The 20,109-nt window shown below is 68.6% G+C and carries 20 protein-coding genes; 6 read left to right on the top strand and 14 right to left on the bottom strand.

What is annotated here, in order from left to right; genetic code table 11:
* The first annotated feature begins 9 nt into the window (after positions 1 to 9).
* Genes qcrC through qcrB form a run of 3 tightly spaced genes read left to right on the top strand, consistent with a single transcriptional unit; the run spans position 10 to position 3,586 of the window.
* Positions 10 to 834, top strand: coding sequence for a cytochrome bc1 complex diheme cytochrome c subunit (qcrC, locus tag GEV26_RS06720; protein ID WP_153652349.1), 825 nt, complete (start codon positions 10 to 12; stop codon positions 832 to 834).
* The gene (gene qcrA / locus GEV26_RS06715; RefSeq protein ID WP_153652348.1) at positions 831 to 1,880 is read left to right on the top strand and encodes a cytochrome bc1 complex Rieske iron-sulfur subunit; all 1,050 of its coding nucleotides are present in this window, start codon (positions 831 to 833) and stop codon (positions 1,878 to 1,880) included. The genes qcrC and qcrA overlap by 4 nt, the downstream gene beginning before the upstream one ends.
* Positions 1,877 to 3,586 carry a cytochrome bc1 complex cytochrome b subunit gene (gene qcrB / locus GEV26_RS06710; protein ID WP_153652347.1) on the top strand — a complete coding sequence of 570 codons (1,710 nt, stop codon included), beginning with the start codon at positions 1,877 to 1,879 and terminating at the stop codon, positions 3,584 to 3,586. The genes qcrA and qcrB overlap by 4 nt, the downstream gene beginning before the upstream one ends.
* Before the next feature lie 449 nt (positions 3,587 to 4,035).
* Here the strand turns inward: qcrB and GEV26_RS06705 are convergent, their stop codons facing one another.
* The 11 genes from GEV26_RS06705 to GEV26_RS06655 all read right to left on the bottom strand — a co-directional run bounded on the left by GEV26_RS06705 (position 4,036) and on the right by GEV26_RS06655 (position 14,572).
* Positions 4,036 to 5,229 (bottom strand): L,D-transpeptidase, encoded by a 1,194-nt coding sequence (locus GEV26_RS06705; RefSeq protein WP_243839046.1) that lies wholly within the window; start codon positions 5,227 to 5,229, stop codon positions 4,036 to 4,038.
* 72 nt (positions 5,230 to 5,301) lie between these two features.
* A complete protein-coding gene (locus GEV26_RS06700) occupies positions 5,302 to 5,697 on the bottom strand; it encodes a cytochrome c oxidase subunit 4 (protein WP_153652345.1) in 396 nt (131 codons plus the stop codon).
* A 3-nt stretch (positions 5,698 to 5,700) separates the two neighbouring features.
* Positions 5,701 to 7,473, bottom strand: a complete 1,773-nt coding sequence (ctaD, locus tag GEV26_RS06695) for an aa3-type cytochrome oxidase subunit I (protein ID WP_153652344.1) — start codon at positions 7,471 to 7,473, stop codon at positions 5,701 to 5,703.
* Positions 7,473 to 8,345 (bottom strand): aa3-type cytochrome oxidase subunit II, encoded by an 873-nt coding sequence (ctaC, locus tag GEV26_RS06690; RefSeq protein ID WP_153654994.1) that lies wholly within the window; start codon positions 8,343 to 8,345, stop codon positions 7,473 to 7,475. The genes ctaD and ctaC overlap by 1 nt, the downstream gene beginning before the upstream one ends.
* Before the next feature lie 125 nt (positions 8,346 to 8,470).
* On the bottom strand, positions 8,471 to 9,445 hold the full coding sequence (locus GEV26_RS06685) for a carbohydrate kinase family protein (RefSeq protein WP_153652343.1): 975 nt from the start codon (positions 9,443 to 9,445) through the stop codon (positions 8,471 to 8,473).
* An 83-nt stretch (positions 9,446 to 9,528) separates the two neighbouring features.
* A complete protein-coding gene (locus tag GEV26_RS06680; RefSeq protein ID WP_153652342.1) occupies positions 9,529 to 9,891 on the bottom strand; it encodes a HesB/IscA family protein in 363 nt (120 codons plus the stop codon).
* A gap of 82 nt (positions 9,892 to 9,973) precedes the next feature.
* Complete coding sequence (locus GEV26_RS06675; RefSeq protein ID WP_153652341.1) at positions 9,974 to 11,089, bottom strand: glycerate kinase family protein; 1,116 nt, start codon at positions 11,087 to 11,089, stop codon at positions 9,974 to 9,976.
* A 3-nt stretch (positions 11,090 to 11,092) separates the two neighbouring features.
* Complete coding sequence (locus tag GEV26_RS06670; RefSeq protein ID WP_194839987.1) at positions 11,093 to 12,361, bottom strand: aspartate aminotransferase type Ic; 1,269 nt, start codon at positions 12,359 to 12,361, stop codon at positions 11,093 to 11,095.
* A 32-nt stretch (positions 12,362 to 12,393) separates the two neighbouring features.
* Complete coding sequence (gene pspAB / locus GEV26_RS06665; RefSeq protein WP_153652340.1) at positions 12,394 to 12,963, bottom strand: PspA-associated protein PspAB; 570 nt, start codon at positions 12,961 to 12,963, stop codon at positions 12,394 to 12,396.
* 9 nt (positions 12,964 to 12,972) lie between these two features.
* Positions 12,973 to 13,875 (bottom strand): zinc metalloprotease HtpX, encoded by a 903-nt coding sequence (htpX, locus tag GEV26_RS06660; RefSeq protein ID WP_153652339.1) that lies wholly within the window; start codon positions 13,873 to 13,875, stop codon positions 12,973 to 12,975.
* Positions 13,850 to 14,572 (bottom strand): PspA/IM30 family protein, encoded by a 723-nt coding sequence (locus GEV26_RS06655; protein ID WP_153652338.1) that lies wholly within the window; start codon positions 14,570 to 14,572, stop codon positions 13,850 to 13,852. The genes htpX and GEV26_RS06655 overlap by 26 nt, the downstream gene beginning before the upstream one ends.
* 30 nt (positions 14,573 to 14,602) lie before the next feature.
* Here GEV26_RS06655 and GEV26_RS06650 point away from each other — a divergent pair, with 30 nt between their 5' ends.
* The gene (locus GEV26_RS06650) at positions 14,603 to 15,157 is read left to right on the top strand and encodes a DUF3043 domain-containing protein (RefSeq protein ID WP_153652337.1); all 555 of its coding nucleotides are present in this window, start codon (positions 14,603 to 14,605) and stop codon (positions 15,155 to 15,157) included.
* A 21-nt stretch (positions 15,158 to 15,178) separates the two neighbouring features.
* Here the strand turns inward: GEV26_RS06650 and GEV26_RS06645 are convergent, their stop codons facing one another.
* Together GEV26_RS06645 and gcvT are read right to left on the bottom strand one after the other, a co-directional pair.
* Positions 15,179 to 15,379 (bottom strand): hypothetical protein, encoded by a 201-nt coding sequence (locus tag GEV26_RS06645; protein WP_194839986.1) that lies wholly within the window; start codon positions 15,377 to 15,379, stop codon positions 15,179 to 15,181.
* A 2-nt stretch (positions 15,380 to 15,381) separates the two neighbouring features.
* Positions 15,382 to 16,482 (bottom strand): glycine cleavage system aminomethyltransferase GcvT, encoded by a 1,101-nt coding sequence (gene gcvT, locus GEV26_RS06640; protein WP_243838978.1) that lies wholly within the window; start codon positions 16,480 to 16,482, stop codon positions 15,382 to 15,384.
* A 58-nt stretch (positions 16,483 to 16,540) separates the two neighbouring features.
* Between gcvT and GEV26_RS06635 the strand changes: the two genes are divergently transcribed.
* Both GEV26_RS06635 and GEV26_RS06630 read left to right on the top strand, forming a co-directional pair.
* On the top strand, positions 16,541 to 17,986 hold the full coding sequence (locus GEV26_RS06635) for a leucyl aminopeptidase (RefSeq protein WP_153652335.1): 1,446 nt from the start codon (positions 16,541 to 16,543) through the stop codon (positions 17,984 to 17,986).
* Positions 17,983 to 19,335, top strand: a complete 1,353-nt coding sequence (locus tag GEV26_RS06630; protein ID WP_153652334.1) for a serine hydrolase domain-containing protein — start codon at positions 17,983 to 17,985, stop codon at positions 19,333 to 19,335. Before GEV26_RS06635 ends, GEV26_RS06630 begins: the two co-directional genes overlap by 4 nt.
* A gap of 88 nt (positions 19,336 to 19,423) precedes the next feature.
* Here GEV26_RS06630 and GEV26_RS17970 read toward each other — a convergent pair whose 3' ends face one another.
* Positions 19,424 to 20,008 (bottom strand): hypothetical protein, encoded by a 585-nt coding sequence (locus GEV26_RS17970; RefSeq protein ID WP_208430841.1) that lies wholly within the window; start codon positions 20,006 to 20,008, stop codon positions 19,424 to 19,426.
* Positions 20,009 to 20,109 lie beyond the last annotated feature (101 nt).

Here is a 20,109-nt window from a genome sequence, read left to right as displayed (position 1 = left end):
AGGTTCTCGGTGCGGAAATTGTCCACGAGACGCCGGCATCCACTCGCCGGTTTCGTCGTGCTCCTGATGGCCCTCCTCTCGGTCGGGGGCGTCTACGCGGCGGTCGCGCCGAAGGCTGCCACTGCGGAGACAGCCACGACCAACGATGTCGAGGCCGGCCGCGAGCTGTTCCTCATCGGCTGCGCGAGCTGCCACGGTGTCAACGGCACCGGCATCGACACCAAGCGCGGCGGCGTCTACGGACCCTCGCTGATCGGTGTCGGCGCTGCCTCGGTCGACTTCCAGGTCGGCACGGGTCGCATGCCGCTGGCGCAGATGGCGCCGCAGGCCCCGCGCAAGAAGCCGGAGTACAACGCCGAGGAGACTCGTCAGCTGGCTGCGTACGTCGCCTCGCTCGGGCCCGGCCCGGCCATCCCCGGCAAGGAGTACACCGACGTCGACGCCGCCAAGGCGGAAGACATCCGTGAGGGTGGAGAGCTGTTCCGCTCCAACTGCACGGCGTGCCACAACTCGGTGGGTGCCGGTGGCGCCCTGCCCGACGGCCGCTACGCCCCCTCGCTGAAGAACGTCACGGCCACGCACATCGCCGAGGCCATGATCACCGGCCCGCAGCAGATGCCGGTGTTCTCCGACGACGTCATCACTCCCGAGGACAAGCGCAACATCATCGCGTACGTCAAGGAAGTCGAGGGTCAGCCCAACTACGGCGGCCTGGGCGGCGGTGGTCTCGGCCCCGTCGTGGACGGTCTGTTCATCTGGGTGATCGGCATCGGCGGACTGGTCATCGCGGCCATCTGGATCGGCGCACACGGAGCAAGGGTGAAGAAGTCATGAGCGACGAGCTGGAGACCCAGCCGGACACCGAGCCCATCAGGGACCCGGGTCTGCCCGAGCACCTGTACCGCCCGCAGGACGTCGACGAGTCCCAGGCCCGTCGTACCGAGCGCCAGATCTCGGCCATGTTCGTGCTCGCGACCATCCTGCTGATCGGCTTCTGCGTCGGCTACGTCGCGATCGACGAGGACTCCACGTTCCTCGGCTGGTCCGCACAGAACTTCACCTTCGGCGTGACGCTGGGCGGCGCGATGCTGCTCATGGGCGTCGGCATCATCCAGTGGGCCAAGAAGCTCATGGGCGACCACGAGATGGTCGAGATGCGTCACCCGTCCGCGTCCTCCGAGGAGGACCGCGTCGCGGTCATGAAGGACATCAACGACGGCATCAACGAGTCCGGCTTCGGCCGCCGCCCGATGATCCGCAACAGCCTGCTCGGCGCGATGGGCGCACTGGGCCTGCCCACGCTCTTCCTGCTCCGCGACCTCGGCCCCCTCCCCTTCGGCCAGAGCACCACGGTCTGGAAGAAGGGCATGCGCCTGGTCAACGACGTGACCGGCACGCCGATCAAGCCGTCCGACCTCGAGGTGGGCCAGCTCGTCAACGGTGAGCCCGCGATCGTCTACGAGGTCGACGACGAGGGTCACCCGGTGCTGCACGGTGAGGAGCTCCTGGCGGTCAAGTCCAAGGCGGCCATCATCGTCGTCCGCATGCGTCCCGAGGACATCACGCCCTCGAAGGGTCGCGAGAACTGGGGCATCGACGGCATCCTGTGCTACTCCAAGATCTGCACGCACGTCGGTTGCCCGATCAGCCTGTGGGAGCAGCAGACGCACCACCTTCTCTGCCCGTGCCACCAGTCGACGTTCGACCTGGCTGACAACGGCAAGGTCATCTTCGGCCCGGCCCACCGCCCCCTGCCGCAGCTGCCGCTCGGACTGGATGACGAGGGCTACATCATCGCCATGAGCGACTTCCCCGAGATCGTCGGACCGAGCTACCCCGAACTCGCGCGGGACCAGAAGAAGTTGGATGATAAGGCATGAGCACCACCGAGCAGGAATACACACCGATCCAGGAAACTGGGGTCGGCAAGAAAGCCGCCGGTCCCGTCGGCTGGCTCGATGACCGTCTCGGTCTGGCCGGCGTCGCGAAGAAGAACCTCCGCAAGGTCTTCCCCGAGCACTGGTCCTTCATGCTGGGCGAGATCGCACTGTGGAGCTTCGTCGTCCTGCTGCTGACCGGCGTCTTCCTGACGTTCTGGTACCAGCCGAGCATGACCGAGGTCGAGTACACGGGCTCGTACATGCCGTTCAACGGCCTGGAGATGTCCAGCGCGTACAAGTCCACGCTCGACATCTCGTTCGACATCCGTGGCGGACTGCTCATGCGGCAGATCCACCACTGGGCCGCCGCCCTGTTCGTCGCCGCGATGATGGTGCACATGCTGCGCGTCATGTTCACCGGTGCGTACCGCAAGCCGCGTGAGGTCAACTGGCTCATCGGCATCGGGCTCCTGCTGCTCGGCATCATCGAGGGCTTCGCGGGCTACTCGCTTCCCGACGACCTGCTCTCGGGCACCGGTCTTCGGTTCGTCGACGGCCTGGTCCGCTCGATCCCGCTGGTCGGCTCGTACCTCGAGTTCTTCATCTTCGGCGGCGAGTTCCCGGGCGACGTCATCATTCCGCGCCTCTACATGGTGCACATCCTTCTCATCCCTGCGCTCCTGCTGGGTCTGATCGGCGCTCACATGCTGCTGCTGATCTACCACAAGCACACGCAGTGGGCGGGCCCCGGACGTACCGAGAAGAACGTCGTCGGTTACCCGATGCTCCCGGTCTACGCGGCCAAGGCGGGCGGATTCTTCTTCGTCGTCTTCGGCTTCCTGGCCCTGATGGGTGCCCTGATCCAGATCAACCCGATCTGGGCGTACGGTCCGTACAACCCGTCCGAGGTCACGGCCGGATCGCAGCCTGACTGGTACATGGGCTTCGTCGAGGGTGCCGTCCGCGTGTTCCCGAACTGGGAGACCAACATCTTCGGCTGGACGTTCAGCTGGAACGTGTTCATCCCCGGCGTGATCCTGCCGACGCTGTTCATCATCGTGGGCATCATGTGGCCGTTCGTGGAGCAGTGGATCACGGGCGACAAGCGTGAGCACCACCTGCTGGAGCGTCCGCGCAACGCGCCGTTCCGCACGTCGTTCATCGTCGCCGCCATGGCTGCGTACGGCGTCCTGTGGATCGGTGGTGGCAACGACATCATCGCGACGCAGTTCCACCTCAGCCTCAACGCGATCACCTGGTTCGTGCGCATCGGCTTCTTCGTGCTGCCGGTCATCTGCTTCATGATCACCAAGCGCATCTGCATCGGGCTGCAGCGCGCCGACGCCAACCGGATCCTGCACGGCTACGAGACCGGTGTCATCGAGCGGTCGCCTGACGGCGGCTTCTCGGAGCGCCACGCTCCCCTGCCGGTCGGCGACCAGTACACGCTCACGGCTCGCGATCGTCGTCCTGCCATCGAGGCTCCGGCCGAGACGGACAAGAACGGTGTCGCGGCTCCGCACGGTCGCAAGGCCAAGCTGCAGGCCTGGCTGCACAAGCGCTACTACCACGGCGTCGTCGACAAGCCGACGGTCGAGGACGTGCACCACGCCGAGGAGCACCTGGCTCACCACGACGGTCACCCCGTCGAGCTGGGCGACGAGTTCCAGGGCGTGTCGGAGACGGGTGTCCCCCGGGTCCACTGATCGCCTGTACGACCCTCGAGGCCCCCACCAGAAGCCACTGGTGGGGGCCTCGTCTTGTCCCCACCTTCCCCCCGCCTTCTCTCCCCTCCCCTCCCCCGCACCCGCCCATCCGCCGACGAGTCACGTACGGACGCTGACGAGTCACCTACGGCCGCCGACGAGTCACCTACGGTCGCTGACGAGTCACGCACGAACGCTCGCGAGTCACCTAGAAGCGTCGACGAGTCACGCACAGCGAATCGTGAAAGGACTGGAGCGGTTCGAACGCGCGAAACGGTCAGGCCATGTCACACAGGCGGTTCACTCTCCGCGGTTCCTGGGCGGCCGTACGTGACTCGTCGGTCGCCGTACGTGACTCGTCGGTCGCCGTACGTGACTCGTCGGTCTCCGTACGTGACTCGTCGGTCGCCGTACGTGACTCGTCAGCGGTTGTACGTGACTCGCGGGCGCTAGGCGCCGGTGCCGTCGGCCTGGAGGGCGGAGCCCTGCTTCCACTTGTCCCACGGGACGTTCCAGTCGGTCCAGCCGTTCTGGTCCTCGAGCCCGCGGGGGCTGTTGACGTACTTGATGACGTCTCCACGACGGGAGCGGTCGTAGAGCCACTTCGCGTTGGCGGTGCTCATGCCCGTGCACCCGTGGCTGACGTTGGCGTTGCCCTGTGCACCGACCGACCAGGGGGCGGCGTGCAGGAACTCACCGGAGTTGGTGACACGCATCGCCCAGCGCACGTCGGAGATGTTGTAGTAGCCGGGGTCCTCGGAGTCCACACCGGTGGTCGCGGCATCCATGTCGACGGAGTCGAACTTCTCCATGACGACCTTGATGCCCTCACGCGTGCGGTGGCCGTCATCGCCCGTCGTGACGGGGATCTTGCGGATGGCCTTGCCGTCGACCGTGTACGTCAGCCGGTGCCTCGCGACGTTGACGATCGACACGGCCTTCTTGCCGACGGCGAACTCGACCTTCTGGTCCTGCTGGCCGTAGACCCCATTGCCCGCCGGCAGGCTGTTGAGGGACAGGTCGACCTTGACCTTGGTGTGGGCCGGCCAGAACTTCTCAGGACGGAAGTGCGCCTCCCGGTCACTCATCCAGTTCCAGGAGCCCTCGACGTCCTTGTTGGTCGTCACCGACATGTGCTTCTCGAACAGCGCCCAGTTCTTGACGGGGACGTCGAACGTGACGATCACCGGCATCCCGACGCCCACGGTCTCGCCCTGCAGCGGTGCGACGGAAGGATAGGTCTGCTGCGCCAGGGTCAGCTGCTGGGTCGTGAACGTACGCCGGACGGTCTTGTAGGTGCCGTCCTGGCCCACGCCGGTGGCCTTGAGCTGGTACGTCGTGCCCGGCTCGAGCCGTTCGGCAGCGGTCCACCCGTTGCTGCCCGTGCGTCCCTTGATCTCCGTCTTGCCATCGGCCGAGCGCAGCCGGACGCTCGACACCTCGCCGTTGTCGGCACGCACCTTGACGCGCGTGCTGACCTTGACGTCGGAGGCCTTCTGCTCGACGTTCGGTGTCAACGTCACCGGCACGGGCGGGGTGTCCTTCTCCCCCGTGATGGCGTCCTTGACGCCGTCCGCGGAGCAGCCGGCCACACAGAGCAGGGCAGCAGTACCCAGGGCAGCAGTCAGTCGACGGAGCTTCATCACCACCCCAGTTTAGAGGGTGTGGTGAAGAGCTCCGCCGACTGACGAGTGTGACTCAGTCGCGTACGTGACTCAGTGCGCGTGGATGCCGCGGTAGTACTCGAAGACCCAGCCCCACGTCGTGGCAGCGAGGATCACGGCACCGATGATGAAGAGCCACCAGCCGATGACGACACCCAGCACGACGACCGCCAGCGCGAGCGCGCAGAACAGCGGCCACCAGCTGTAGGGCGGGAAGAAGCCCTGCTCACCGGCACCGTCGGCGATCTCGCCGTCGCTGCGGTCCTCGGGACGATCGGGGATCTGCTTGGCGACCACGGAGAGGTAGAAGCCCAGCAGGACGCACAGCAGCATCGTCATGACGAGCGCCGTGGTGCCGGTCGGGTCCTTGGTCAGGACCCAGTAGACGGGAGCGATCAGGGCGAAGAAGATCCCGACCGCGATGATGGTCCAAGTCTCGGACTTCATGGATCAGTGACCGCCCTCTTCGTCGTGCGAATCGCCCGAGCGGCGATCGTCTACCTGTCCGTGCTTGCCACTGACATCCGGTGCATCGGCGAAGACCGAGGTCTCGCCCGGGTTGTCCTCGAGCTCGAGTGCGGCGACCTCTGGGTGGTGCAGGTCGAACGCGGGGCTCTCGGAACGGATGCGCGGCAGCGAGGTGAAGTTGTGTCGCGGCGGCGGGGAGGATGTCGCCCACTCGAGCGAACGTCCCCAGCCCCACGGGTCGTCGAGGCCCACGAGCGGCGACTTGCGCGACTTCCACACGTTGTAGAAGAACGGCAGCGTCGAGGCGCCCAGCAGGAAGGCACCGATCGAGGAGATCTCGTTGAGCGTCGTGAAGCCGTCCCCGGGTGCGTAGTCGGCGTAGCGGCGCGGGAAGCCCTCGACGCCCAGCCAGTGCTGCACGAGGAACGTCAGGTGGAAGCCGATGAACAGCAGCCAGAAGTGGATCTTGCCGAGCTTCTCGTCGAGCATGCGCCCGGTGAACTTGGGCCACCAGTAGTAGAAGCCCGCGAACATCGCGAACACCACCGTGCCGAAGACCACGTAGTGGAAGTGCGCCACCACGAAGTAGCTGTCGGACAGCTGGAAGTCCAGCGTCGGCGAGGCCAGGATGACGCCGGTCAGACCACCGAACAGGAAGGTCGTGAGGAAGCCCAGCGAGAAGATCAGCGGGGTGTCGAAGGACAGAGATCCGCCCCACAACGTGCCGATCCAGTTGAAGAACTTCACTCCTGTCGGCACCGCGATCAAGAACGTCATGAAGGAGAAGAACGCGAGATCGACCGATCCGGTGACGAACATGTGGTGCGCCCACACCGCGACCGACAGGGCCGCGATCATGAGGGTCGCGCCGACCAGGCCGACGTAGCCGAAGATCGGCTTGCGTGCGAACACCGGGAGGATCTCGGTCACGATGCCGAAGAACGGCAGCGCGATGATGTAGACCTCGGGGTGCCCGAAGAACCAGAACAGGTGCTGCCACAGGATCGGGCCGCCGTTGGCGGGGTCGAACACGTTGGCGCCGAGGCGACGATCGGCCTCGAGGGCGAGCAGCGCGGCCGCGAAGATCGGGAACGCGATGATCACGAGCATGCCGGTGACCAGCGTGTTCCACACGAAGATCGGCATGCGGAACATGGTCATGCCCGGTGCGCGCATCGTGAAGATCGTGGTGATGAAGTTGACCGCACCGAGGATCGTGCCGAGGCCCGACATCCACAGGCCCATGACCCACAGGTCACCGCCGACGCCTGGTGAGTTGACCGCGTCGCTCAGCGGGGCGTACGCGAACCAGCCGAAGCTGGCGGCTCCGCCGGGGACGAAGAAGCCCGAGACGACGATCGTGCTGCCGAACAGGTACAGCCAGTAGCTGAACATGTTGAGGCGCGGGAACGCAACGTCGGGCGCACCGATCTGCAGGGGCATGATGGCGTTGCCGAAACCGAAGAACAGCGGCGTCGCGAACATCAGCAGCATGATCGTGCCGTGCATCGTGAACAGCTGGTTGTACGTCTCGTCGTCGACCAGCTGGGTGCCCGGCTGGGCGAGCTCGGCGCGGATCAGCAGCGCCAGGATGCCGCCGATGATGAAGAAGGCGAACGACGTGATGAGGTACATGTTGCCGATGATCTTGTGATCGGTCGTCGTCAGCACCGTCACGATCTTCTGGCCCAGGGTGCGCTCGCGCACCCCCGCCCTCAACTGTGTCGACGCATCGTCGAATGTTGCGGTGGCCATCAGTCGCCAGCTCCGTCCTTGTAGTCACCAGCACCGCTCTGGACCTCGTCCACGCGGCCGGTCTTGTCCTTGCCCTTGACGCCGGCGATGTTGTCGGCTTCCTTGGAGCCCACGGGGGCCCCGATCTGCCCATCGGCCTTGAGCTCAGCGATGTGCTTGTCGTAGTCGGCCCGCGACACCACGTTGACCTTGAAGATCATGCGCGAGTGGTAGACACCGCACAGCTCGGCGCAACGGCCCGTGAACGTCCCCTCGCGCGTCGGCGAGAGGTCGAAGCTGTTGATCTTGCCGGGGACGACGTCCAGCTTGAAGTAGAACTCGGGGATCCAGAACGAGTGCACGACGTCGGGCGACTTGAGCTCGAACCGGACCGACTCGTCGACCGGGAGCCAGAGCTCGGCGGGCTGCTGCGGTGTGCCGATGTCGAAGACTGCCTCGTTGTCGGCGGCCTCCTCGTCCATGTAGTTGAACGCCCACTGCCACTTGCTGCCGACGACCTCGATCGTGTGGTCGGGCTCGTCGACCCGCTCCAGCACCCGGTTCTGCGACGTGACGGTGTGGAAGAAGAACACTGCGACGATGACGACCGGCGCGAACGTGTAGAGCGCCTCGATCGGCAGGTTGTAGCGGATCTGCGGCGGGATCTCGTCGTCGTGACGACGGCGGTAGCGGATCGCCGAGTAGATGATGAGCCCGAAGACCACCAGGAAGACGACCAGGACCGCGATCCAGGCTCCCAGCCACAGCTCCCAGATGTCATCAGTGCGATCGGTGCTTCCCTTGGGGAGCGCGAGGCGCTGGAGATCTGAGTCGCTGTCCGGGGAGCAGCCACTCATTACGACGGCGGCCCCTACGAGAACCGCCCATTTCATCCGACCCACGAGGCGCCTTTCTGAACCATGATTGTCATTTGATGACTTCAAGAACTCTAACCCAGCGACCCTGCGTCGCCGCGCTGAGGTAGGCGTCCGTCGCGCCGACCCGGTGCGGTATGCACTCATGCGAGCGAGAGGGCTGCGTCGATGTCGGCGCGGGCGATCTCGCCGTACGCCGTGCCGATGCGCTTGAGGAATCCCTCGCGCTCCAGGACGTACTCCTGCGTGCCCTTGGTCTCCACGACGCTCGCGGCGATCGTGCAGCCGATCTGGGCCGAGCGCTCGAAGTCGAGGCCCGCGGCGACGCCGGCCAGGAAGCCTGCGCGGAAGCTGTCGCCGACCCCGGTCGGGTCGACGGCCACGACGCCCTCGATCGCGCCGACCTCGATGACGTCGCCGCCCTCGGGGAAGACCGACGCGCCGTGCTTGCCGCGGGTGATGACCTGCGTGCCGACGTGCGCGCGCACGTCCGCGGTGGACCAGCCCGTCTTCTGCTCGATGAGGGCGGCCTCGTAGTCGTTGCTGAACAGGTACGCGGCGCCGTCGATCAGGTCGCGGATGACGTCACCGTCGGCCCACGCGAGCTGCTGGGAGACGTCCGCGGCGAACGGGACGCCCTTCTCGCGGCACGCGCGCGTGTGGCGCAGCATGCCCTCGGGGTCGTCGGGACCGATGAGCACCAGGTCGAAGTCACTGCCGAGGGCGAACAGGTCGATGTCGCGGGACTCGGACATCGCTCCGGCGTAGAACGCCGCGAACTGCGCCAGATCGGCGTCGGTCGTGCAGACGAAGCGGGCCGTGTGGCGCGTCTCGGAGACACGGACGCCCGAGGTGTCGACGCCCGCCTCCTCGAGCCAGCCGCGGTACTCGATGTCGAAGTCGCGCCCGACGGAGCCGACGAGGAGGGAGCGGTGGCCCAGCTGGGCGAGCGCGAAGGAGATGTTCGCGGCGCACCCGCCGCGGCGGACGTCGAGGTCCTCCACGAGGAACGACAGCGAGATCTTGTCGAGCTGGTCCGGCACGAGTGAATCGGCGAACTTGCCCGGGAAGGTCATGAGGTGGTCAGTGGCGATCGAACCGGTGATGGCGAGGTGCACCCCCACACAATAGTCAACGCCCTCCTGCGTCTGCAGGAGGGCGTCGTGTGACACACGTCCGGGTCATGCCCGGCTGACTGGGCTCAGTGGAACGAGTCGCCGCAGGCGCACGAACCGGTGGCCGCGGGGTTGTCGATCGTGAAGCCCTGCTTCTCGATCGTGTCGACGAAGTCGATCGTCGCGCCGCCGAGGTACGGCAGGCTCATGCGGTCGACGACGACGTTGACGCCGCCGAAGGCGAAGATCTGGTCGCCGTCGAGCGAACGCTCGTCGAAGAACAGCTGGTAGCGCAGGCCCGAGCAGCCACCCGGCTGCACCGCGATGCGCAGGGCCAGGTCGTCGCGGCCCTCCTGGGCGAGCAGGCTGGCAACCTTGGACGCGGCGCCCTCGGACAGGCTCACACCGGTCTTGGTCTCTCCGGCGGTCTGGTCGGTCTCGACTGTCATGCGTACTCCCCATGGATCTGGTCTGGTGGACTCGTCGCCCTGGTCAACCTACGACGCGACGATTCCATTCCATCGTACGCCGTCACGCCTGAGATCGGGGCGACCACGTCCGGGCCACACGGGCCGAGAGATCGGCCAGGTGGGCGTACGGCTTGCTCATCGACGCCTCGACACCGACGCGCTCGGCGACCGCGTACGCCGACTCGACCCCCATCGCGCGCATCTCGCGCGATCCCACCTGCACCTGCCCGGCCAGGACGATGCAGGGCCGCGCGGCCTCGCGGGCGACGGACGCGACACCGAAGACCACCTTGCCCGCGCGCGACGAGAAGTCGTACGTGCCCTCCCCCGTCACGACGAGGTCGTGGTCGACGGCCTGACGGGTCAGCCCGACCGCCTCCGCCACGAGGTCGATGCCCGAGACCACCGAGCCGCCCAGCAGCATGAGCGCGAAGCCGAGCCCACCGGCGGCGCCGGCCCCCTTGGCGTCCGCGACCCTTCGCTCGGCGGGGGTCGGCCCGCAGACCGCACCGACGAAACCGTCAAGAATCCCGTCGACGCGCAGGATCTGCTCCTCCGTGAGCCCCTTCTGCGGGCCGAACGTCTTCGTGGCCCCGAACATCCCGAGCAGTGCGAGATCCACGTCGGACGCGATCACGAGATCGACGCCGGCGAGGCGTTCCCGGGCCGCCGTCACGTCGACCCGGGTCACGCCCGCCAGCGCATCCGGTCCCGCGTCCAGGGGGACGTCGGCGGTGGCCCCGAGGGCGGCCAGCAAGCCTGCTCCCCCGTCGTTGGTCGCGCTGCCGCCGAGCCCCACGACGACGCGACCGGCACCGGCGGCGACTGCCTCCGCGACGACCTGGCCCACGCCGTACGTCGAGGCGTGCAGCGGGTCGAGGGGGTCCAGGAGGTGCAGCCCACATGCCTGGGCGCTCTCGACGTAGGCCGTGCCGTCAGCGTGCAGCACCGTCACCGGCACCTCGGTCCCGACGGGGCCGCGCACCGTCACCACCGCGAGCTCGCCCCCGAGCGCGGCGTGCAGCACGTCGACGAACCCCGGGCCGCCGTCCGACATCGCGGCGACCGTCAGCACGTCGTCCGGCGCGTGACGGTGCCACCCCTCGGCGATCGCGCGGGCCGCCTCGGGCGCCGACAGCGTGCCGCCGAAGGCGTCGGGCGCCACGAGCACCCTCATGCGCTAGGCGAGCGCCTGCTCGGCAGCGGCGATCAGCACGCTCGTTGCGAGGACGTCGATCGCGACCGCGAGCTCGTCGGGCGACGGGTACGACGGCGCGATGCGGATGTTGCGGTCACGCGGGTCGTCGCCGTACGGGAAGGCGGCGCCGGCCGGGGTCATCGCGACCCCTGCCTCACGGGTGAGCTCCACCACCCGGCTCGCGGTGCCGTCGACGACGTCGAGGCTCACGAAGTAGCCACCCTTGGGCTCGGTCCACGACGCCACGCCGTAGTCGCCCAGCCGCTCGCGCAGGATGCGCACGACCGCCTCGAACTTGGGCGCGAGGATCTCGCGGTGGCGGTCCATCAACGCGTGCACGCCGTCGGTGCTGCCGAGGTAGCGAGCGTGCCGCAGCTGGTTGACCTTGTCGGGGCCGATCGTGCGCTTGCCGAGGTGGCTGAGGTACCAGCGGATGTTGTCCGCGGAGCTGCCGAGGAACGAGACTCCCGCACCCGCGAAGGTGATCTTGGACGTCGAGGCGAAGATCACCGCGCGGTCCGGGTGCCCGGACGCGACGCAGAGGCCGAGGATGTCGGCGGTCTTGGTCCGCTCCGGGGTCAGGTGGTGCACCGCGTAGGCGTTGTCCCAGAAGATGCGGAAGTCGGGGGCCGCGGTGTCGAGGGCCGCGAGCTCGGCGGCGACGGCCTCGCTGACGACCGAGCCGGTCGGGTTGCCGTAGGTCGGGACGAGCCACATGCCCTTGACCGCGGGATCCTTGACCACCTCGCGGACGGCCTCCATGTCGGGACCGTCGTCGTTGAGCGCGACCGGGATCATCTCGATGCCGTACTCCTCGAGCAGGGCGAAGTGACGGTCGTAGCCGGGCACGGGGCACACGAACTTGACCGACTCCTCCACTCCCCACGGCTGCTCGGAGCCCGGGACGCCGTGGAAGAGGGCGAAGACGAGGTTGTCGTGCATGATCGCAAGGCTCGCGTTGTCTCCTGCGACGACCTGCTCGACCGGCACCTGCATGATGGGCGCGAAGATCTCGCGCAGCTCGAGCAGACCGGTCAGCCCGCCGTAGTTGCGGGTGTCGGTGCCCTGCGCATCGGTGAAGTCGTCACCGGGCAGGTGGAGCAGCTCGTTGGACAGGTCCAGCTGGGCGGGCGACGGCTTGCCGCGCGTCAGGTCGAGCTTGAGCCCGCTGTCCTTGAGCGCGCGATGTTTGGCCGTCTGCTCGTCGAGGATGGCCTGGATCTGGTCACGGGTCAGTTCGTCGAAGCTCACCCGTCCAATCTAGCCTCTCGGCCGCCCGGGCATCAGCCCAGACCGGGCGCGCCCCAGATCGCGAGCCACTTGCTGAGATCGGGCTCGACGGGGACGTCGTCGGCGATCAGGCCACGGGTCTGCAGCTCCACCGCGTTGTCGCGACGCTCGCCGGTGTCGGGCGCGAACGGGTAGAACGTGCCCTGCTTGTAGAGGTAGACCAGCCCGTACGGCTTGCCGGCCGGCGTCGTGAAGACGACCGTCGAGCACAGCAGGGACGAGCCGAAGCCCGCGTCCACGAGTGAGGAGTTGACTGCGTGCAGGTCGGTCACCAGGCCGGAGATGTCGCCGTCGGCGCGGGTGACGGTCAACCAGTGGAAGCCGAACCGGTCCTCCGAGCGCGTGACCGTGGAGCCGACGCTCGACGTGATGAGCTGCTCGGCCTCGGCCATGACCTGGTCGTCGGCGGTGCCCTCGACGTCGCGGAAGCAGACCGATCCCGAGCCTGTCGGGGTGAAGCCCTGCGTCTGCAACGAGATGACAGCTTGGGGGACGGCGAACAGCACGTCCAGGTCGGCCGGCGGCGGCTTGCTGCGGCCGAGGATCGAGTCGAAGATTCCCACGCGCCGAGACTAGCCCTGCTCGGAGAGCTCTGCGCTGACCTGGGCCAGCTGGTCCAGGCGCTGCTGCAGCGGCGGGTGGGTCGAGAACATCGCCCCGACCGACTGACGGTTGATCGCCGGCGCGAAGAAGAACGCGCTGATGGCCTGGCTCTCGCGCAGGTCCCGGTTGGGGATCCTGGCCATCTCTCCGGAGATCTTGACCAGCGCCGACGACAGCTTGGACGGGCGGCCGGTCATGTACGCCCCGCTGCGGTCCGCGCTGAGCTCGCGGTAGCGCGACAGCGACCGGGTCAGCACGAAGCTGAGCGCGTACACCAGCATGCTGACGAGGAACACGACCGCGAAGACCGCGCCGCTGTTCCTGTTGTCACGGCTGCCGAAGATGTTGCCCGCGTACAGGCCCCACCGGGTGATGAACCCCGCGAGCAGGCCGATCGACGACGCGACGGTCATGACGGTGACATCGCGGTTGGCGACGTGGGACAGCTCGTGCGCGAGGACGCCCTCGAGCTCGTCGGCGTCCAGCCGCTGCATGATGCCGGTCGTGACGCAGACCGACGAGTGCCGGGGCGAGCGTCCGGTCGCGAACGCGTTGGGCATGTCGGTGACGGCCACCGCGACCCGCGGCTTGGGCATGTCGGCCAGCGCGCACAGGCGATCGATCATCGCGTGCAGCTCGGGCGCCTGCTGCGGCTCGACGACCTGGGCGTTCATCGACTTGAGCGCGAGCGTGTCCGAGAAGTACCACTGGCCCCACGCGAGCGCGAGGACGATCACGAGGGCGAGGACGCCGAGGTCCGTGAAGGAGTACAGCACCGCCGCGAACAGGATGTAGAGCGCGCCCAGCCCGAGGCTGACACCGCCCATCCGCAGGGTCAGTCCGCGGTCACTCCGAAATCGGGTGCGTGCCACTGTCGTCCTTCCGGTGCGTGATCTGGTCGAGCTGCCGGTCGACCTCGGCGTCGTCGAGCGCAGCGTCGAACTGGCGGCGCAGCGCGTCGTCGGGAGACTCCCCCGCCTTGGTCACGATGCCCTCCGCGACGAGCTCGTCGACTGCGTCCGACTGGGCCTCGAGCTCGCGCGTACGCCGCTCGGCCGACTCCATCGCCTGGTTGACGTCGCTCACGGCCGAGCCGATCCCGGTCGTCGCGCTGTTGATCTCTGCGCGCGCCGAGGCCGCGGTGTGCCGGGCGGCGAGGGTGTCCTTGCGGACCCGGAAGCCCTCGACCTCCTGCTCGACCTTCATGGCCGCGAGCTCGAGCTTGTCCTCCTCGGCCTTCAGGCTGGCGCGACGCTCCTCGAGGTCGGCGGCCGTCTTCTCCAGCATCACCTTGCGCGTCAGGAACGCGCGAGCCACGTCGTCATTGCCCTGGTCGACCGCCTGACGGGCCTGGTCGTCGAGCTGGGACGCCTGCTGGGCGATCGACGCGAGCTGCAGCTCGACGCGCTTGCGGCTCGTCGCGACGTCCGCGACACCACGGCGCACCTGCCGGAGCAGGGCCGTCTGGTTGCGGTAGGTCTCGTCCAGCCTGTCCTTCAGTGCCCCGGGGTCGTCACTGTCCGCGCGGCGCGATCTCCACCAACGGGTGACGCGTTGACCGATGCTCATGCTCACAAGCGTACGGGTAGGGTTGCGAGGGTGGTAGACGAGACAGAAGCAGGCAAGGGCCGCGCGACACCCACGCGCAAGGAGGCCGAAGCCGCTCGCAAGAAGCAGATGAAGACCCCGATGTCCCGCAAGGAGCAGCGCAAGCGGGACGCGGCCGCACGCGAGCAGGTCCGTCTCAAGCAGCGCGAGGCCCTCAAGAGCGGCGACGAGCGCTATCTGCCGGCTCGCGAGCAGGGACCGGTCCGCCGCTTCTCCCGCGACTGGGTCGACCGCCGCTACAACGTCGCGGAGTTCCTGCTCCCGATCCTGGTCGTCCTGCTGGTCCTGTTCGCGGTCGGCAGCGACAGCACCGCGCTCACCTCGGTGCTCACGGCGGTCGCCTACCCCGCCATCATCGTCGCGACCGTCATCGACGAGGTCATCATGACCCGCGGTCTCCGCAGGGAGCTCAAGGCCCGGTTCGGGCCCGAGTCGGTCAAGGGCTCGGTGATGTACGCGGTGCTGCGCAGCACGCAGCTGCGCCGCTTCCGTCTGCCCAAGCCGCAGGTCGCGCGCCGCGAGAAGCTCGGCACCAACTACCGCTGAGCCCGTCTGGCGGGTCCCCGCTCAGTTGTTCTCGGCGTGCAGCGACATCGGTCCGTAGATCTCGCTCTCGCCATCGAACAGGCGCACCTGATCGATGCCCTGCTCGAGGAGCTCGCCGAACGCCTCGCCGACCCACGACTCGGCGTCGCCGCGGTTGTCGAACTCCTCGGAGCGACCGGTCACCTCGCCCGTCGAGCTCTCGAACGTCCAGGTCCACGCCATGGTCATGACTCCTTCGTCGACGGTTGCACGAACGGCGGCTTGGTCACCGTGAACGCCTCGGAGCGGCCGCGCACGTCCACGACCACTGTCGCGCCATCCTCGACGGCGGGGTCGAGGAGCGCAAGTGCGATGCCCTGACGCAGGGTCGGCGAGAACGTGCCCGACGTGACCTCTCCGAGCTCGCTGCCCTCCGCATCGGCCACGCGCATGCCGGGACGCGGGATGCCGCGTCCCTGCGCGAGCAGACCGCGCAGCGTGGGGACCGTCTTCTCGGCGCGCTGGCGCTCGAGCGCCGCCTTGCCCCAGAACGTCTCCTTGTCCCATCCGACGGCCCAGCCCGCGCGGGCCATGACCGGGCTGATCTCGGCCGACAGCTCGTGACCGTGCAGGGGGTAGCCCATCTCGGTGCGCAGGGTGTCACGGGCGCCCAGTCCGCAGGCGCGGATGCCGTACGCCTCGCCGGCGGCCATCACGGCGTCCCACACCGAGGTGGCCGATCCGGCCGGGACCACGAGCTCGTAGCCGCGCTCGCCGGTGTAGCCCGTGCGGCAGACCGTGATGTCGTGGTCGGCGATGCGGGCATCCGCGAACGACATGTAGTCGTGGTCGACCGGCAGGTCGAGCGCCTGCAGCACCTCGTCGCTGGACGGGCCCTGGATCGCGAGGATCGCGTAGTCGCGGTGCAGGTCGGTGACCTCGATGCCCTCCGGCGCAGCGTCCCGAACACGGGCCACGACCGCCGCGGTGTTGGCCGCGTTGGGGATCAGGAACACCTCGAAGTCGCTGCGCAGGTAGGCGATGAGGTCGTCGACCGTGCCACCGTCCTCGTCGCAGCACAGCGTGTACTGCGCCTTGCCGGGCCGGATGCGCCTCAGGTCGTTCGTGAAGCACGCGTTGACGAAGTCGGCCGCGCCCGTGCCCCGCACCAGGGCCTTGCCCAGGTGGCTGACGTCGAACAGGCCGACCCCCTCACGGACCGCCTTGTGCTCGGCCAGCACTCCCCCACCGGCGTACTCCAGCGGCATGTCCCAGCCGCCGAACTCGGCGAGCTTGGCGCCGAGCGCCACGTGACGGTCGTGCAGGGGTGAGTGCAGCAGATCCATGGTCCTCAACCTAGAGCAGGCTCGCGACGTCCGCCGGTGCGACCTTAGAGTGGCTGGCATGCCCACCGTCACCCTCAGCACATCGAAGCCGACCACCGCCCGCGCCGACGTCCTGGTCCTCGGGATCCGCAACGACGACGACAAGGGCGAGCTCGCCGAGGCCCTCGACCTGATGGGGTTCTCCGGCGAGAAGGGCCAGACCGTGAGATTCCCGTCGGGCGGACTGGCCAAGGCGCCGGTCGTGGTGGCGGTCGCGCTGCCCGCCGAGCCCACCGCCGAGGACCTGCGCCGCGCCGCCGCCAACGGCGTACGCGCCGCGAAGAACGCGACCAGTGTCGCGGTCGCCCTCCACCCGGCCGGCGTCGACGAGGTCGAGGCCATCGCCGAGGGGATCGAGCTCGGCACGTACCGCTACGAGGCGTACAAGACGAAGAAGAACGACAAGAAGGCTCGCGAGGTCACCTCGGCGGCCATCCTGACCCCCTTCGCCCGTCAAGGCACCGCGACCCGGGCGCTCGAGCGCGCCGCCACCGTCGCGGCCGCGGTCAACGCCGCGCGCGACTGGGTCAACACCCCGCCGGGCGACAAGCGACCTGCCGATCTCGTCGAGGCGTTCACGCAGCACGCGGGCACCGACGTCAAGGTGACCGTCTGGGACGAGAAGCGGCTCGCGAAGGAGCGGTGTGGCGGCATCCTCGGCGTCGGCCAGGGGTCCGACAGCCCTCCGCGTCTGCTGACCCTGTCGTACGAGCCCGAGGACGCCGTCTCGCACCTGGCGCTCGTGGGCAAGGGCATCACGTTCGACTCGGGAGGACTCTCGATCAAGCCCGGCGCCTCGATGCAGACCATGAAGCTCGACATGGCCGGCGCGGCCGCCGTCGTCGCCGCGACCGTCGCGATCGCACGCCTCGGCCTGCCGATCAAGGTCACCGCCTACGCGTGCGTCGCCGAGAACATGCCGAGCGGCCGGGCCACCCGGCCCGGTGACGTGCTGCGCATGCGCAGCGGGGCGACCGTCGAGGTGCACAACACCGATGCCGAGGGCCGCCTCGTCCTGGCCGACGGCCTCTCGCTCGCGGCCGAGACCGCACCCGACCACATCGTCGACGTCGCGACCCTGACCGGCGCGTGCATGGTCGCGCTCGGCCAGCACACGACTGGCATCCTGGGCAACGACGAGGAGTTCTCCGAGACCGTGCTGGCCGTGTCCCGGGACGCCGGCGAGTCCATGTGGCGACTGCCGATCACCGAGGAGATGAAGGGCGTCGTGACGTCCTCCAGCATCGGCGACCTGCGCCAGCACAACCCCAAGCCGTACGGCGGCACGCTGTTCGCGGCGGCGTTCCTGCGGGAGTTCGTGGGCGATGTGCCCTGGGCGCACCTGGACATCGCGGGTCCGTCGTTCAACGAGGGCAGCGCCTTCGACTACACCCCCGTGGGCGGCACCGGCACCGGCGTGCGGACGCTCGTGCGGCTCGCGACGGAGCTGGCCGGGGCTCGATGACGTTCGACGTCGCGACCACCGCCGCTCTCGACCGGCGACTGGCCAAGGAGCAGTCGGAGCGGCGCCTGCCCTCGGTCGCGGCCGCCGTCGTCCGGTCCGGTGAGATCGCGTGGAGCGGCGCCGTCGGCGCGGTGGACGGCCGCGCGGGAGGAGAGCCGGCGACGACGGACACCCAGTACCGGATCGGCTCGATCTCCAAGACGTTCGTGGCCGTGGAGGTCATGCGGCTGCGCGACGAGGGCCTGCTGGCGATCGGCGACACCATCGGGACGTACCTGCCCGAGGTCCCCTTCGGACAGGTGACGATCGCCCAGCTGCTCACCCACACGTCGGGTCTGCAGTCCGAGACCGACGGCGACTGGTGGGAGCGAACACCCGGCGGCAGCTGGGACGAGCTGCTCGCGTCCGGGACCGCGCTGCGCTTCACCCCGGGCACCGTGTTCCACTACTCCAACCTCGGCTATGGCGTGCTGGGCGAGCTCGTCGCCCGCCTGCGGGGTCGCCCGTGGCAGGACGCCGTCCGGGACGAGATCCTTGAGCCCCTCGGCATGCACCGCACGACTCCGCGGCCCACCTGGGCAGCTGCGCCGGGCCTCGCGGTCCACCCGCTCGCGGACCTGCTGCACGTCGAGCCCGAGCACGATGCGGGCGCGATGTCGCCCGCAGGGCAGCTGTGGTCCACCGCCGACGACCTGGCGACGTGGGCGGCGTTCCTCGCGGGCCGTGTCCACGACGTCCTCGCGGAGTCCACGCTCCGGGAGATGCTGCGACCCGTGGCGGTCAACGACGTCCCAGGTGCGACCTGGGGCGGCGCGCACGGACTCGGGTGGCAGATGTGGAACGCGGAGGGACGCCGGTACGCCGGCCACGGCGGGTCGATGCCCGGATTCCTCGCGGGCCTGCGCGTCGAGCTGGAGACCGGTGACGGCGTCGTCCTCATGACGAACGCCACCAGCGGGCTGAGCACGGCCACGACGGATCTGCTGGAGATCGTCCGCGACCGCGAGCCTGTCGCGCCGAAGCCGTGGCACGCGGATGCCTCACAGGCGGACGCCCTCGATCTCGTGGGTCCTTGGTACTGGGGCACGTACGAGTTCACGCTGGCACTCGGTGCCGACGGCGGGCTGCGCCTCGGCGAGCCGGGTCAGGGCCGGGGCGCCCGGTTCACCCGGGACGGGGACCGCTGGACGGGGCTCGAGGGCTACTACCGCGGCGAGCCGCTGGCGGTCGAGCGGGACGAGCAGGGGCGCCCCGCGCGCCTCGTCCTGGCCAGCTTCGTGTTCACCCGCACCCCGTACGACCACGCCGTCGAGATCCCCGGCGGCGTGGACCCGCAGGGCTGGCACTAGCCCTCCCCCGCAACCCGCCCAGATGTGCGGACTCCTGCACCGAATCCGCACGCGAAAGCGTGCAGGAGGGCGCAAATCGGGGCGGGGGTCAGTCCGGCAGGCCGAGGGCGCGGGCGGCGTCCTCGACGGTGTCCCACTTCTCGCGCTGACCGCCGAGGCGGTCGGGGTGGGCCTGCTTGCGGGCCTTGCGGTAGACGCGCATCAGGTCGTCGAAGGACGGGTTGCTCGGCAACGGGTCCGATCCCGCGATCGACTCCAGCGTCATGATCGCGCGCAGCTCGCGGGGCGTCTGGGTCTTCGCGACGGGAGCAGTGGTCGTGGTCGACGACGTGGAGGACGTCGAGGAGGCCCTGGCCTTGCGCAGGTCGTACTCGCGCTTGCGGGACGGGATCGGGACGAGGTTGGAGTCGTAGACCGGCACCTGGAGCTTCTTACGGGCGAAGTCGTGACCGGCCTGCGGTGAGGCCACCCGGCGCCGGATCGACTCACCGTCGTCCGCGACGAGGAGCAGCGTCGCCTGCGTGACCGCGGTCTGTGGCTCGATCCATGCCTCCACGCCGCGCCGGGTGGCGGCGAACTCGCGCAACGCCTCGAGGTCGGCCCGGCTCGCGTTGCGGTCGGACACCGACGCCCCGCCGGCGGTCCTGGCCTTCCGGCCACGGAAAATTCCCATGCGACAAGTGTGCCCGATCGCCGGGCGCCGCCCGTCGAACCCCAGTGGCACAGTTCTTGCCTTGAGTGACAAGATGTGGATGCACATCGTCTTTGGGAGGA

Origin of the sequence: Aeromicrobium yanjiei (assembly GCF_009649075.1) — a bacterium.
GTDB lineage: Bacteria > Actinomycetota > Actinomycetes > Propionibacteriales > Nocardioidaceae > Aeromicrobium > Aeromicrobium yanjiei.
This window is presented reverse-complemented; position numbering and strand designations above follow the sequence as displayed.